At 64.1% G+C, this 13476-nt stretch carries 13 protein-coding genes and 1 pseudogene; 13 read left to right on the top strand and 1 reads right to left on the bottom strand.

What is annotated here, in order from left to right:
- The 12 genes from P8A20_RS07430 to P8A20_RS07375 all read left to right on the top strand — a co-directional run bounded on the left by P8A20_RS07430 (position 1) and on the right by P8A20_RS07375 (position 12005).
- Positions 1 to 1848, top strand: coding sequence for an ABC transporter ATP-binding protein (locus P8A20_RS07430; RefSeq protein WP_306103160.1), 1848 nt, complete (start codon positions 1 to 3; stop codon positions 1846 to 1848).
- Entirely contained in the window at positions 1845 to 3638 is a 1794-nt protein-coding gene (locus P8A20_RS07425) for an ATP-binding cassette domain-containing protein (RefSeq protein ID WP_306103159.1), read from the top strand. The genes P8A20_RS07430 and P8A20_RS07425 overlap by 4 nt, the downstream gene beginning before the upstream one ends.
- A gap of 118 nt (positions 3639 to 3756) precedes the next feature.
- Positions 3757 to 4008: a phosphopantetheine-binding protein gene (locus tag P8A20_RS07420; protein ID WP_306103158.1), complete on the top strand. Its 252-nt coding sequence runs from the start codon at positions 3757 to 3759 to the stop codon at positions 4006 to 4008.
- Between the two features lie 90 nt (positions 4009 to 4098).
- Positions 4099 to 4332, top strand: a complete 234-nt coding sequence (locus tag P8A20_RS07415; RefSeq protein ID WP_306103157.1) for an acyl carrier protein — start codon at positions 4099 to 4101, stop codon at positions 4330 to 4332.
- Positions 4333 to 5220, top strand: a complete 888-nt coding sequence (locus P8A20_RS07410; RefSeq protein ID WP_306103156.1) for a class-II aminoacyl-tRNA synthetase family protein — start codon at positions 4333 to 4335, stop codon at positions 5218 to 5220.
- A 10-nt stretch (positions 5221 to 5230) separates the two neighbouring features.
- The gene (locus tag P8A20_RS07405) at positions 5231 to 6250 is read left to right on the top strand and encodes a hypothetical protein (protein ID WP_306103155.1); all 1020 of its coding nucleotides are present in this window, start codon (positions 5231 to 5233) and stop codon (positions 6248 to 6250) included.
- Positions 6247 to 7113, top strand: coding sequence for an LLM class flavin-dependent oxidoreductase (locus P8A20_RS07400; RefSeq protein ID WP_306103154.1), 867 nt, complete (start codon positions 6247 to 6249; stop codon positions 7111 to 7113). Before P8A20_RS07405 ends, P8A20_RS07400 begins: the two co-directional genes overlap by 4 nt.
- A 34-nt stretch (positions 7114 to 7147) precedes the next feature.
- The gene (locus tag P8A20_RS07395; protein WP_306103153.1) at positions 7148 to 8083 is read left to right on the top strand and encodes a hypothetical protein; all 936 of its coding nucleotides are present in this window, start codon (positions 7148 to 7150) and stop codon (positions 8081 to 8083) included.
- Between the two features lie 18 nt (positions 8084 to 8101).
- Positions 8102 to 8947: a hypothetical protein gene (locus P8A20_RS07390; RefSeq protein WP_306103152.1), complete on the top strand. Its 846-nt coding sequence runs from the start codon at positions 8102 to 8104 to the stop codon at positions 8945 to 8947.
- On the top strand, positions 8944 to 10131 hold the full coding sequence (locus P8A20_RS07385) for a beta-ketoacyl synthase N-terminal-like domain-containing protein (protein WP_306103151.1): 1188 nt from the start codon (positions 8944 to 8946) through the stop codon (positions 10129 to 10131). Before P8A20_RS07390 ends, P8A20_RS07385 begins: the two co-directional genes overlap by 4 nt.
- On the top strand, positions 10128 to 10970 hold the full coding sequence (locus tag P8A20_RS07380; protein WP_306103150.1) for an enoyl-CoA hydratase/isomerase family protein: 843 nt from the start codon (positions 10128 to 10130) through the stop codon (positions 10968 to 10970). The genes P8A20_RS07385 and P8A20_RS07380 overlap by 4 nt, the downstream gene beginning before the upstream one ends.
- Before the next feature lie 54 nt (positions 10971 to 11024).
- Entirely contained in the window at positions 11025 to 12005 is a 981-nt protein-coding gene (locus P8A20_RS07375; protein ID WP_306103149.1) for an LLM class flavin-dependent oxidoreductase, read from the top strand.
- Between the two features lie 81 nt (positions 12006 to 12086).
- On the opposite strand, the pseudogene P8A20_RS07370 reads toward P8A20_RS07375, so the two are convergent.
- Positions 12087 to 12847: pseudogene (locus tag P8A20_RS07370) on the bottom strand (transposase family protein).
- Positions 12848 to 13124: 277 nt separating this feature from the next.
- Between P8A20_RS07370 and cutA the strand changes: the two are divergent.
- The gene (cutA, locus tag P8A20_RS07365) at positions 13125 to 13451 is read left to right on the top strand and encodes a divalent-cation tolerance protein CutA (RefSeq protein ID WP_306103148.1); all 327 of its coding nucleotides are present in this window, start codon (positions 13125 to 13127) and stop codon (positions 13449 to 13451) included.
- Positions 13452 to 13476: the final 25 nt, after the last annotated feature.

Raw genomic sequence — 13476 nt, 5'->3', positions numbered from 1 at the left:
ATGCGCATCGTCTTCCTCCGCCCGCTGCGAGCCGCCGGGCCCGTCCTCCTCACCGCGCTTCTCACCCTCCTGCTGCTACAGGCCCTGCTGCCGGCCGCCACCGCACTCGCCATGGGAGAACTGGTCGGACGCGTGCGCGGCGTCCCCGGCGAGGAACTGTGGCAGGCCGTGCTTTGGCCGCTGCTGGCCTTCACCGGGCTGCTGCTCGGCACCCACCTCCTGGAGTGCCTCACCGAACCGCTCGACTTCCTGGCCCGCGCGCGGGCCGACGGCGACCACCGCAGACGGCTGCTGCTGCGCGCGGCCAGCACGCCGACGCTGGAGGTACTGGAGCGGCCCGGCACCCGGCAACTGCTGCGTACCGCCGCAGCCGATCCCGAGAACTGGACAGAGCGCAAACCGTCGGACGGGGCCGTCGCCCAGCTCCGGCTGCTCTGCGCGGCCGTCGGCTTCGGTGCCTCGGCCGTCGTCCTGGCTGGCTATGCCTGGTGGGCGGTGCCGGTCCTGGTGGTTCCCGCCGTCGCCCTGAGGGTGCATTTCGGCCGCTCCATTTCCGCCTTCGTCCGCCGCTGGCTCGCCGGGACCGGGGCGTGGGACCAGATGATGGTATGGGCCTCCGCCCTGGCGTCGGGGGGGGCTGGCAAGGACGTACGCGTCTTCGGTCTCGGCGAATGGATGGTGGGCCGCATGCGCCACCATCTGCTGGAGATGTTCGAACCGGTGTGGCGGGAGCACATTCGGCATCTGTGGCGCTGCCTCGCCCATGGTGCGGTCGTCCTGGCGGTGCTGCTGTGCGTGTTCGTCCCGGCGGCCTCCTCGGCGGCCGGCGGGGAGAGCACGGTCGCGGCGGCGACGGCGGCACTCAGCGCGGGCTGGTCGCTGTTCACGCTCGCCGAGTACTGCGATCCCCGCGATGTCGTGGGAGCCCGAGCCTGTCTGGAGGCCACCGCCGAACTGGAACGTCTGCTGCCCGTGAGGCCGGCGGCCGGGGCGGCGGACCTCGCCGAAGGTCCCTTCACCGTACGGTTCGAGGACGTCTCCTTCCGCTACCCGGGCACTGACCGCACCGTGCTCGATCGCTTGGACCTCGAGATCGCACCCGGTGAACTCCTCGCGATCGTCGGAATGAACGGCGCCGGAAAGTCCACCCTCATCAAACTGCTGGCCGGCCTCTACACCCCCACCTCCGGACGGATCACGGCGGGCGGAACGGACCTGGCCGATCTCGGGCCAGAGACATGGCGGCGCCATGTCTCCATGGTCTTCCAGGACTTCGTCCGCTACGAACTCAGCGCGGCGGAGAACGTCGTCCTCGGCCGGGCCGACCGGCCTCGCGACGAGCAAGCACTGGCCAGGGCCGCGGCCGACGCCGGTCTCAGCCCTGTGTTGCAGCGGCTGCCCGCAGGCTGGGACACGCCGCTGGCGCGTAGCCGGACCGGCGGCGTCGACCTGTCCGGCGGGCAGTGGCAGCAGATCGTCCTTGCCCGCGCCCTGTACGCCGTGCACAGCGGGGCCGGCCTTCTCGTGCTGGACGAGCCGACCGCCCATCTCGACGTCCGCACCGAGTTCGACGTGTTCGCGCGACTGGCACGGCGCAGGGGAGACACAGGCGTGGTCCTGATCTCGCACCGCCTGTCCACCGTCCGCCAGGCGGACCGCATCGTGCTCCTCGACGGCGGCCGCATCACCGAGCAGGGCACCCATGACGAGCTGATGGCGCTCGGCGGAACGTACGCGGAGATGTTCCACATCCAGGCCGAACGGTTCCGGCGGGGCTACGACGACCGGCTCGACGGCCCGCCGGACGATCGTCCCGGGACGGCAACCACCCAAGGAGAATCGGCATGAAGCGCGTCGTGTCCCTCTGGGCGGAACTCTTCGCCCTGTCCTGGCGCCGCACGCCCGGCGTCGTTGCCGGGAACCTCGCCGTACTCTCGCTCGGAGTGGTGGCGACCAGCGGCACCGCCGTCGCCCTGGCGCGGGCTGTGGACGGGATGGCGGGCGGCAACCGGACGGCAGCAGTCGTCGGCGCCGCGGCAGCCGCCGTCTGTTATGCCGTCTCCCACATGAGCGGCCTCATGTCCGGCACCCTGCGGGTGGTGGCCGTCGAGCGCGTCGGTTTTACGGACGTGAACAGCGAGATTTATCGCGACATCGGCACCCTGCAAGGTCTGGAGCACTTGGAGCGCACCGACTTCCTGGACCGGGTCACCACCGTGAGCCGCTCCGCGTGGGGGATCACCAACAGTCTGTGGGGTGCCATCGGTATGCTCGCCGACACCCTGCAGCTCGTTGTGCTGCTCTGCCTTCTCGGCACGGTCAGCCCCTGGCTGCTGCTGCTCCTGCCCGCTGCCTGTCTGCCGCTGCTCGCCAACTACCGCGCCCAGCGCCTGGTCACCGCCGCGGAGACTGAAACCGCCGAGGACTTCCGACTGCAGCGCCATCTCTTCGAACTGGCTACCGACGCCGGCGCCGGCAAGGAGATCCGGGTCGCGGGCGCCACCGCCGCGCTCGCCGAACGGCAGTCCGCCGCCTGGGATCGGGCGATGCGCGCACGCTACTGGGCCCGGCTGCGGGCGTCGGCGGTCAAGGCCGCCGGCTGGGCCGTCTTCACCACGGGCTTCGGCGGCGGACTCGGACTGGTGGTGTGGCAGGCCGCACACGGGCAGGGCAGCTCAGGGGACGTGGTCCTCACCATCACGGTGGCGGCCACCCTGCGCCAGGCGGTACAGCAGACCCTGGCCCGCGCCGGGGAGACCCTCGACGGGATGCGTCTGGTCGAACCGTTCCTGTGGCTGAGGGCCTACGCCGCCCGGGACCGCGCCCGCACCAGGGGGACCGAGACCGCCCCCGGTTCACTGCGCGAGGGTATCCGCCTGGAGCAGGTCACGTACACCTATCCCGGCACCGACCGCACCGCGCTCGATGCGGTCTCGTGCACGCTGCCGGCCGGAGCAGTGGTGGCGGTCGTGGGCGAGTACGGATCCGGCAAGACGACCCTGGTCAAGCTGCTGGCCAAGTTCTACCGCCCCGACTCCGGCCGGATCACGGTGGACGGGTACGACCTGGCCACACTGGACACTGATGCGTGGCGCGCCCGCATCAGCGCCGCCTTCCAGGACTTCGGCCGGTTCCGCACGGTCTTCGCGGAGACGGTGGGCCTCGGCGACCTGCCTCACAAGGACGAGCCCAGCCGGATCGCCGAGGCGGTGGCCGCGGCGGACGCCGAGTCGGTTGTGGGCAGCCTTCCAGAGGGACTGGACACCCGCCTCGGCAGGGAACTCGGCGGCGTCGACCTCTCCGAGGGACAGTGGCAGAAGACGGCGTTGGCACGCGCTGCCATGCGTCAGAGCCCGCTCCTGTTCGTCCTCGATGAGCCGACGGCGTCGCTTGACGCCCCCAGCGAGGAGGAGATCTTCCAGCGCTACATGGACCGTGCCCGCAGTCTCGCCGCCCGCACCGGAGCCGTCACGGTGATCGTGTCCCACCGTTTCTCAACCCTCAGCGGTGCCGACCTCATCCTGGTCCTGGACCGGGGCCGCCTGGCCGAACAGGGCACTCACGAGGAACTGCTCGCTCTCGGCGGGCGCTACGCCGACCTTTATGGAATCCAGGCGACTGCCTATACGGCGAGCTGACGCGAGGGGAAGCCATCTTCGGCCATGGCTTCGTCGAAGCGTTTCGACGAAGGAGGGTTGGGAGTGGACAGTCAGAGAAACTGGACGACTTTCGACTCCTTACTGCAGGAGGTCTCGCATGGGCACAGAAACGATTGATGCACAGTTGGAAGGCATTATCAGGGAGTATTGCCCAGATATCGAACCCCATATTCCTATCCACCCGGATGACAACCTGAAGGACTTCGGCTTGAACTCGGTGGGTACGATCGGAATCCTCGTGGCAGTGGAGCAAGCCTTCAATGTCGCCCTCTCCGATGAGGATCTTTCTTTTGAGACCTTCAAGAGTATCCGTAGCCTACGGATCACGGTACTGAAGTATCTTGCGTAGCCCTACGTAGGCCGACGCGCCCCTCGAGCCGTGCAGCCTGCGCCGATTGCAGGCCGGCGCACCATATGAACGAAAGAAGGTGGAGCGGCAATGTTCGATGCCCGATTCGAAGCCATACTGCGGTCCGTCGCAGAAATTACGGAGGATCTCGTGATCACCAGCGAGCAGAACCTGCGGAATGAACTGGGCGTCGATTCGCTGAAACTCATGGATCTCATCGTGAACCTAGAGAGCGAGTACAGTATCGAGTTGAGCGATGACGTTTCGGCGAATGTGGCAACCGTCGAAGAGCTTTGGCTTGCGGTCAGCCGGGAGGCGGGCTGAATGCAAGGAACGCAGGAGATCTCCAAGGCGTGCGGCGACACCATGCTCGACGAATTGCATGCCCGGCATCTGATTTCATCGGTAGTGAATAATACCGGGCTCATCGGTTACCGTTTTCACGGTCCGCTCTTCGAAGCGTTCGAGGCGCTGGACCGCGCGCTGGTTCGCTTCTTCGAGAAGTGCTTCCCGCTTATTCCGCATTCCTGTACCACTTTGGTTCAGCGGGGAGTGCTCGAGGCGATCGACTTCTTCGACAAGCTCCCCTGTATTCCCATGAGTGCGGCGCCCCATGAGGTCGCTTCGGTTGAGATTTCGAAGCAGGACGAGTGGGTGCTCAGCCCGTCCACCTGCTACCACACGTTCGCTCACCTCTCGGACATCAACCAGCGCTGGGACCTGCGTTGCTACACGGCACGTGGGACCTGCCATCGGTTCGAACCCTCGCACGAGGCCTTCCGGCTGGCGAGCTTCACGATGCGTGAGTTCGTCCTCATCGGAGATGAAGACCTGGTGATGGGCCACGGCGAGTCGGCGTTCAACGAAGCCGTCGATCTGGTCGGCAAGCTGCACAGTCAGGTGTCCGTCAGCACGGCGAACGACGTCTTTTACGGCGACCGCGCAGAGGTGACGCGTAGGGTGCAGCTCGCGCGTGGCGTCAAGAGGGAAATATCTGTTCCCTGGGGCGATGGGAGCGAGGTCGCCATCGGCTCTCGCAACCTGCACCAAGATCTGTTCACTACGTCCTTTCGCATAGGTACCGCGGCGGAAGGCCCTGCGATGCATTCCATGTGCATCGCCTTTGGTATCGAGCGCATGCTGCTGGGCCTGCTGGCCCAAACGGAGAACCACGACCCTCAGCGTCTCATCGCTGCGCTCGACGAGATCTGAGGGTCTGCTCATGGGATCTGACATCGAGCACGTGAAGGCGGGCAAAGTCGAACAATTCCCCGTAGCGGCCCGCAACTGCTTCTCGGGGAGTCTCCAGCGGATGACGCTACTCCTTGGTCGGCAGGTCGAGGAGGCGGCCATCATGGAGGCTGGAGGCGGCTATCTACTCCAGGCTGGCCTGGATGAACGGTCACATCCGGAACTGGTGTTCGGAGTGGAGTCCGTCATCCTCTCCGGCCTGACTTCGCTCGGGTACGAGACCCAAGCCGTCGCGATCAAGCCGGACGAGTGGCGCGAGCAACTGCAGGGCCTGTTGGCCGAGCACGCCGGTGTCGCCATCTGGGTCAACTCCGCGCATCTGGACTATGCCGATGTCTACTCATCCCATCCAGGCTTCATGCACGCCGTCTTGGTCCTGGAGCAGTCGGCAGATCTGAGATGGATCAAGGTCTTCGACTCGCTCGTTGATGAGCGCAGCCGTTATTCCTGTGTTGCTTGGATGACGGACACCGCATTCGAAGGTGCAATTCTTGACCGCCTACGTTCTAAGTCCCTCGATCACATGGGGAGACTCCACACACTGGTCGCGGTGCGTGAATACGTGGCCGACAGCAGGGGCCTCGCGACGATGGGCCTTCTGAGGCAAGCGGAGGCATTCCGCACGAATTCCTGTTATTTCAACGCCATCCACGAATACAGGCTTCTGTGCCGAGAGGCCATGGCGAGCGAAGGGGATGTCTCCAGGAATGTGGCACGGCGTATCTTCGACCATGTGAATGTTCTCTACGTTCTCCCGAGTTTGAAACTGCTTGAACATTCATTGTGCCGGGCCGAAGCGCCGGAGTATGTCTCCGATCTGTGCCGGACGCTCATGGGCGACTGGCGTGTACTCGGACTGCAGTCGCTCAAGTTCGAATCTACGTCCTCGATATCGATCGCGGCTCGCATGGACGAGCGCTTCGAACGTTTGGGTACGGCCACCGCCTACCTGTGGGAAGCTCTGGCCATGGAGTTGGGGGATAGGAAATGACGACTTCGCGTGAGGCGCCGCGCGACGACGATAAACGGCTCTGCGGGCTTTCGGTACCACTCGGCGTCGGTGGCAGTTGGGAGAAAGAGGGCTGGCGGGCGGTGGTGGAAGCCGCGCGTATCGCGGAGCTCTGTGGCTTCCACTCTATATGGCTAACCCATGGTGACTGTGGCGTCGCCGCGGCCCAGCCGAATCCTGTGCTCGTAGCCGCAGCCGTATCGGTCAGCACCCAGCACATCCGGGTGCGTGTCGAAAGAGCGGAGCAACCGGAACATGACCCTCTGCGAATAGCGGAGGACTGGTCAGTCGTGGACAACCTCTCGAACGCGCGCGTAGAGCTGCTCTCGAGGGTCGGGCGCCGAAAGGAGGGGGCTCATTCCGATGGTATCGATCGTGCCCGTGCGCAGATCCTCTCGACCCGTCACCTTTGGAGCGGAAAGCACGTGCTACGAGCCGGACCCGAGGAGGAGGAGTACAGCGTTCACACATACCCTGCTCCGCAGCATGCCGATCCGGTGTTCTGGCTTGCCGAGTGTGGCGATGGGCTTGGACTCAAACTTTCCGCGGAGTTGAACACCGGCGTCTACATCACCGATGACCTTACCTTCGATCAGATCGCGGAGCGGGTCGTGCTGTCGGAAGAACAGTTCCGGGCAGTGAACGGAAGGCCGGGGAGAGTGGCTGTCGCGGCTGGCACGGCACTGAGCCCGGAAGAGATCCAGGGAATCCATGCCCTCGGCGTCGAGGAAGTCGTACACGAGCTCGACATCGAAGCGGCCCGCGGCCGTCTCACAGAGGCCATTACAGAGCTCGCGCACACCAACGACTTGATGGCGATGAGCGCGATCGCGCGGCGAGACTGATCTCATCTTCATTACGCTTCAAGGGTGAGTGGATATGGGATACGACGACGTAGGTTCGCAAAGACTCAAGCAAGCCGTAGATCGTGCACTGGTGAAACCTGAGTGGTGTAGGTCGTACAGCGTATCGCCGGCTGAGGCGCGTACGCTCTACGGCGTCAACAATGAGCTTGTCGACGCGCTGATCGGTATGGGTTTTCCCTATAAGGGCAGGGGTGAGCAGGTCACATTCGATCCGCTGGACCTTGAAAATCTGGGGCTGGATCTGGAGCTGCCATCGGCGAGTCGTACCGCCATGTCGCTCTGGGCGAGGACATTCAAGAACCCGGCTCGCCTGGCCACAGCCCGCTGTGCCATACAGATTTCATGGTCCTGTCCGGTCCCAGAGCATACAGGGGATTGTGGCTGCGACTTCACCATGAGCCCTCGAATCAAAAATCAGTCAGCAGGTCTGGCAGTGCATGACAGTTCGGGCTGGAACGCAGACCTGGACGGACAGCTGTCGAATGACGACCATATATTCCAGGACGGTTTCGCCGCTCTTGTCGAGGAGGCGGAAAAGCTCCACTTCCATAGGCTCAGTCGCGAACTCGCGCAAGATATGGATTTTCTCTGCGAGCACCGCATCGCCGACTGCAGGTCAGCAAGCATGCATCTCGCTGGCGTGGCCGCCGAAGCCGGACTGGTGGTGCGTCAGGCATCGGGATACTTCGTGGGTACCCCTTTTCTCGTACCGCACATATGGCTCGACGTCGACGTGAACGGGCAGTGGATCGCTGCGGACCCGTTTTTTCTTCAGGCTCTCGCACGCTGGGGCGTGGTCAACCCGGAGGACTGGCCACCCACGAGATCTCCGCGCAACGTTCTGTGGCGGATTCGAAGCGACCACTTCGAAGAGCCCTTGATACGACATGGGGCAGCAGATGTACCCGTGAAACTTGTAGCCCGGATGAGTTATAAGCGCTGCATTTAGAGGCTGGAGGGTGAAATCTTGTTCAAGTTCAATTTCGGCGAGGTCGACCTGGTTGCCCTTGATATTCCAGGTGACTCCTCTGATCCTTCTTCTCCACCCGAAGATCTATACGACGTCATAGGAACCGGTGGCGACCGCTATCGCGATTGGTTCACTCGCATGTGTCTCTATACGGTGGGGAGGTCCTTCGACGCGGCCCAAGATGCCGCCAACCAGGTCATTGTCATCGGCACCGAGTACGGAAATACCCCTGCTCTCCTGGGACTTCAGCGTGCGGCAGAGTCCCAAGGGCGGCGAATGTCCTCGCAGTACTTCCCGAGCGCAACCTCGAGTTCCGCTGCGGCATTTCTGAGCATGCGCATCGGAGCCACCGGCGGAAACTATACGATCAACGCTGGCTTCCTCACTCCGATCATGGCATTTTGGCAGGCGCTGTGTGGTCTGGGATACCCGGAGAGCTCCGGGAGTAGGCTGCTCGTGGGTGACGTCTACTGCCCGGAATCCCGTGCGGACGCCGGGAAAGAAACACCGGAGCTCGTATGTGAGCCCGGGCTCGTGCATACATGCCTCACGGCGGGCTCCGAATTCGAAGCAGACTTTGAGTTCGATGCGCCGGACGAAGAAGACGAGATCGGCGAGCCGCCGCTTTCTCGGATATACCTGCGCGGGCCGATCGGGGCTACCCGCGATCGCTACGGCCGTAACAGTGCCTTCGCCCTGGCAGATCTTCTCCGGGCCTCCCGCCGCATGGAAATCGGAGAGAGCGTCAGCATGGAGTACCTCAGCTTCAGAGGGCCTCGCGGGAAAGTGACGATCACCCGCCTGTCAGAGCAAGGTGCGAATATGGGACGGAGTGGCCGATGACAGCCACCGTGTCGAGGGTGTTTGTGACGGGTGTCGGAATTATCTCACCCGCAGGAGCAGGCAGGCAGGCCTACTGGGACGGCCTCTGCTCAGCAGCACCCCACTTCGACGAACTGCCGCCCCTCTACGCGGGAATGAAGCCCGGAGCGCTGGGAGCATGGGTACCGGAGTCGGCCCGCGAGGCCGCTATCGCTGCGACCAAGAGCGAGGCGGGTGCGAAGCCTCGGTTGGCGGAGGTCTACGCCATGTACGCCGCGACGGAAGCCATCGAGGACGCCGGCTTCCTCGCCGGAGACCCCTCGCTGTCCCGATCTGTGGTGTGCGTCGGAACCAGTGACGGCCAGGCCGACGCCCTTGAGGCGATCTACGCGGGCAATGGTGACGGATCCTCACGTTTCTCGAGCGCCGGCATCCCGTCCTCCGTTGCCCAGGTCGTCGGAAGTGCCGGGCCGGCCTTCGCGGTACAGGCGACCTGCGCATCGACGAACGCCGCCCTCTCATGCGCGCGGGATGCGCTCGTTTCGGGCATAGCCGAGACTGCGGTGGTGGTGGGCTGCGATGCCTATTCGCAGAAGAACATTATCGGTTTCAGCAGCCTGCAGGCCATCGGTCCGACGGGATGCCGACCCTTCTCAAGGGACCGACGCTTCGTCACCCCCGCCGAGGGTGCAGGAGCACTGGTCCTTCAGACGGAGCGCTCCTTGCGGCAGGACCAGCATCCCTACGCGGAACTAGTTGCGGCATCGATCAGCAACGACGCCAGCCACCCGACAACGCCTGATCCTGCAGGGGTCAGGAGATGCCATCGCCGTGCGCTTGAAGAGGCGGGCCTCGAAGCGTCCCACATCGATGTCATCTACGCCCACGGCACCGGCAGCCGCATCAACGACGAGATTGAGGGACGCATCTTCGTCGACGACTTTGCCCACGCCGCGGTGACGGCCGTGAAGGGAACAATCGGGCACATGATGGGCGCTGCGGGCGCAGCCGGTGCCGTGGCAGCCTGCTTGACGCTGAGGCATTGCCTGGTGCCGCCCACCGTGGTCGATCCAAGCGAGATCGAACTCGACCTGAATCTCGTCACCGGGGCCGCCCGACCGGTTCCGAATGTCTGTTACGTTCAGAACAACGCATTCGGATTCGGCGGAAACAACGCGATCAGCATCTTTCGGCGGATGTCGTGAACGATCCGGTGCCCAAATCTGATTCGGGCGGCACTGCGGTGCCTGGGGCCCTGGGCGATCCCAACGCTCCGTTGCGTCTGTCGTTCGACGGACCCCTCGCGGTGATCACGATGGACAATCCGCCGCACAACCTCTTCGACGATGGAATGTGGCAGGCGTGGTTCGCAGCCGCCGACTGGCTGGAACACAATGTGCCGCGGGCCTTGTTGATCAGGGCAGAGGGGCGTGTCGTCAGCGCGGGTGTCGATGTCCGGATCTTCCGCGACACCCCTGCTGACAAGGTTGAGGAGTGCTGGCGCCGCAATCTGAGTATCGTCCAAACCTTGGAGTGGCTGCCGTGCCCTACGGTGTTCGCAGCCCATTCACTCACTCTCACCGCCGCCTTCGAAATCGCGCTGGCCTGCGACTTCATCGTTGCCGTGGGTGGTGCGCGGTTCGGATTGGTCGAGCGAAGAGTGGCGTTCACGCCTGCGATGGGCGGGACGCAACGCCTCGCTGAACGGGCAGGGGTCTCAAGAGCCCGGGAGCTCGTGATGACGGGCAGGCTGTACCGAGCATCGACGCTTGCGGACTGGGGGGTCGTCAACGCCCTGTTCGAGCCCGCGTCGTTCGCGGATGAAGCACACGCATTCTCGTTGGATCTCGCCACCGGTCCCACTCAGGCGCACGCGGCGACGAAGCAGGTCATCAGGGAGTACCTCCGTGGCGGCGTGGTGGCGGCTGACGTCGTCCTGCCGACAGTGGCGCACAGCGTCTCGAGGACCGCAGATCACGGTCACGCGGTGGCAGGATTCCTGACTCATGGTCCCGATCACGGTACCGAGTACTTCGGCCGATAATTCTTCTCACAACATCCTCAACAATCGGCCAGGCCGGAGAAAGGAAGCCTGATCGTGGATCTTAGTCTATTCTACTTCGCGGATGATTCGAACCGGCAAGTCGCACAACGTTACGAACTGTTGCTGCAAGGTGCACGGTTCGCCGACACTCATGGCTTCACTGCTGTGTGGACGCCCGAGCGTCACTTTCATCGCTTCGGTGGAAACTATCCGAATCCTGCTGTCACCGGGGCAGCCGTTGCGGCCGTCACGGAAAGGGTTGCGGTACGTGCTGGAAGCGTTGTCGCGCCGCTTCACAACCCCGATCAGATCGCCAGGGACTGGTGGCTGATCAACGCCTCCTCGAATGGGCGGGCCGGTGTGTCGCTTGCTTCAGGATGGAATCGTGGTGATTTTGTCCTGAACCCGACCAGATTTGAAGACCGCGTTCGGTCGACAATGGAGGCCGTGCATGCTCTGCGTAAAATGCGACAGGATGGCGACCCAGGAATTCCGCTCTGGCTTTCTTCCGGAGGCAGCCCTGAGACCTTTGCTGCAGCCGGCCGTCTCGGCGTCGGCGTGCTGACCCATCTGGCCTCCCAGTCCCCTGCGGTGTTGGCTCAACGGATCCAGGAGTACCGCAGAGCCTTTCGGGGCAGCGGAAGCCCGGGCATGGGACATGTCACGCTCATGCTCCACGCCTACGTGGGGCAGAGAAAATCCGAGGTTGAGCAGGAGATTCGCGGCCCGCTGGAGGAGTACCTCATGAGCGCGATGAACCTGATGCGGCCCGCTGATGGCTCCCGCGTGGATGCCCAGAGTCAACTTAGGCTCGCTCGCCTTGCGGTTCAGCCAGCGTATGAGAAGTACATGCACGATTGCAGTCTCATCGGCACGGTCGACCATGCCCTTTCCGTCGCCGAGGAGTTCAGCCGGATAGGCGTCGATGAAATCGCCTGCCTCATCGACTTCGGCCTTCCGGTGGAAGCCGTGTTGAGCGGTTTGAAGAATCTGGACGTCTTGCTTCGAGAAATGCAGGGAAGGACCTTGTGTTGATCTTTATTCAGACTCTTGACGTGCTGGCGGTGCGCGGTATTCCGGAGGTATGGATGCCAGGCCATTGAGCCTTTTCCAACCTCAGGCTGAGGCGTGGTGAAGGACCAGGACGGCCTTCACGATGTCGGTGATCCGGTTGGTGATGCAGCGGAGTTTCCGTAGCAGGCGCCAGCTTCAGGATGGCCATGGCCTGCTCGCCGAGGCAGCGGATCTTGGCGTGGGTGCTGTTGTAGCACCGTCTCCATCCCTTTAGGCGGCGGCCCCGGAACGGCACTCGCACGAGGCGGCCGGCGCCTTGATATGCCTTGTCCGCCCAGCATTTCAGCCCGGCGGTAGCGAGGGCTCGATGATTCCGTGGGTTCGGGCGGCGGTCAGATCGTGGGTGGCTGGGTGGCTCCGGGCAGGGCTGGCGGGGCCCACATCAGCCGCCCGAAAGGGTCGGTCAGGACCTGCACGTTCATGCCGTGCCGCTTGTGCTTACCGGAGTAGTACGGGGTATCGGCTGCGATCCGGTCGATCGTCAGCAGGGTGCCGTCCAGGATGACGAATGCCTTCGCCCGGATCACCTTCATGGCCTCGTCCAGGGTCGGCGCGAGGGCAGCCAGCGCCTCGACAGCCTCGTGTATGTAGCGGAACACGGTCGCGACTCCGATGCCGAACCCCGCGGCGAGCTGGGCATACGTATCGCCGCACCGCAGGTGGGCCAGGACCAGCAGAGCTTGGCGGCCGGCCGACAACCGACGCCATCGTGTCCCGATCTCTCGCCGCCGAGCGGCGAGTTGCCTGCTCAGGTATCTCAGGGTGCGGCTGGACAGATCGATCGAGGATGGGTAGACAAGCACGTGAAGCTCGTGGCAGACACGGGTGATCTTGGTCGAGAACCCGTCTACCAGGAGCTTCATCGTTCCGTACAGCCCTCACTCGTCAGCACCCTGACGCAGACATCAGGTTGGAAAGGGCTCACTCTCGGTCGGCACCGATTGGGCGCCGTGCGGACGGCGGCATTCGACGGCTCTCCAGGGGTGGTCGGCCTGGGGTGGTCTCCCACTGACTACCACCCGCTGGCCTGTGTCGAACAGATGGATAGGGTCGCGGTACCCGAGCTGGAGAGGTAGCCGCATGGACCACGAGATCGTGATCGCGCAGACGACGAGTGACGACGAGGATCTGGCGAAGTCCCTCGCCAGAGGCGCTGTTGAGAGCAAGTTGGCGGCGGGCGTCCACATTGATGCGCCCATCAGCGCCTTCTACTGGTGGCAGGGGAAGGTCGAGGCGGCTCAGGAGTGGCGGATCTCCTACATGACGTCGTCGGATCGCCTCCCCGCGCTTGAGGCATGGCTGCACGAGAGGCACCCGTACGACGTCCCTCAGTGGGTCACGCTGCCTGTGACCGGAGGGTCGGAGGCGTACCTGTCCTGGGTCGTCGACGAGACGCGCCCACGGTAGAGGTCTCCACTACAGCGCCTCGCTC

It is taken from the genome of Streptomyces sp. Alt3 (assembly GCF_030719215.1).
GTDB lineage: Bacteria > Actinomycetota > Actinomycetes > Streptomycetales > Streptomycetaceae > Streptomyces > Streptomyces glycanivorans.
The sequence above is the reverse complement of the archived record's forward strand: the minus strand, read 5'-3'. Positions and strand labels throughout refer to the sequence as shown.

What these genes read in the sequence shown, in the direction of transcription:
- P8A20_RS07430 (WP_306103160.1), top strand. Translation starts at nt 1, where the DNA reads ATGCGCATCGTCTTCCTCCGCCCGCTGCGAGCCGCCGGGCCCGTCCTC.
- P8A20_RS07425 (WP_306103159.1), top strand. Translation starts at nt 1,845, where the DNA reads ATGAAGCGCGTCGTGTCCCTCTGGGCGGAACTCTTCGCCCTGTCCTGG.
- P8A20_RS07420 (WP_306103158.1), top strand. Translation starts at nt 3,757, where the DNA reads ATGGGCACAGAAACGATTGATGCACAGTTGGAAGGCATTATCAGGGAG.
- P8A20_RS07415 (WP_306103157.1), top strand. Translation starts at nt 4,099, where the DNA reads ATGTTCGATGCCCGATTCGAAGCCATACTGCGGTCCGTCGCAGAAATT.
- P8A20_RS07410 (WP_306103156.1), top strand. Translation starts at nt 4,333, where the DNA reads ATGCAAGGAACGCAGGAGATCTCCAAGGCGTGCGGCGACACCATGCTC.
- P8A20_RS07405 (WP_306103155.1), top strand. Translation starts at nt 5,231, where the DNA reads ATGGGATCTGACATCGAGCACGTGAAGGCGGGCAAAGTCGAACAATTC.
- P8A20_RS07400 (WP_306103154.1), top strand. Translation starts at nt 6,247, where the DNA reads ATGACGACTTCGCGTGAGGCGCCGCGCGACGACGATAAACGGCTCTGC.
- P8A20_RS07395 (WP_306103153.1), top strand. Translation starts at nt 7,148, where the DNA reads ATGGGATACGACGACGTAGGTTCGCAAAGACTCAAGCAAGCCGTAGAT.
- P8A20_RS07385 (WP_306103151.1), top strand. Translation starts at nt 8,944, where the DNA reads ATGACAGCCACCGTGTCGAGGGTGTTTGTGACGGGTGTCGGAATTATC.
- cutA (WP_306103148.1), top strand. Translation starts at nt 13,125, where the DNA reads ATGGACCACGAGATCGTGATCGCGCAGACGACGAGTGACGACGAGGAT.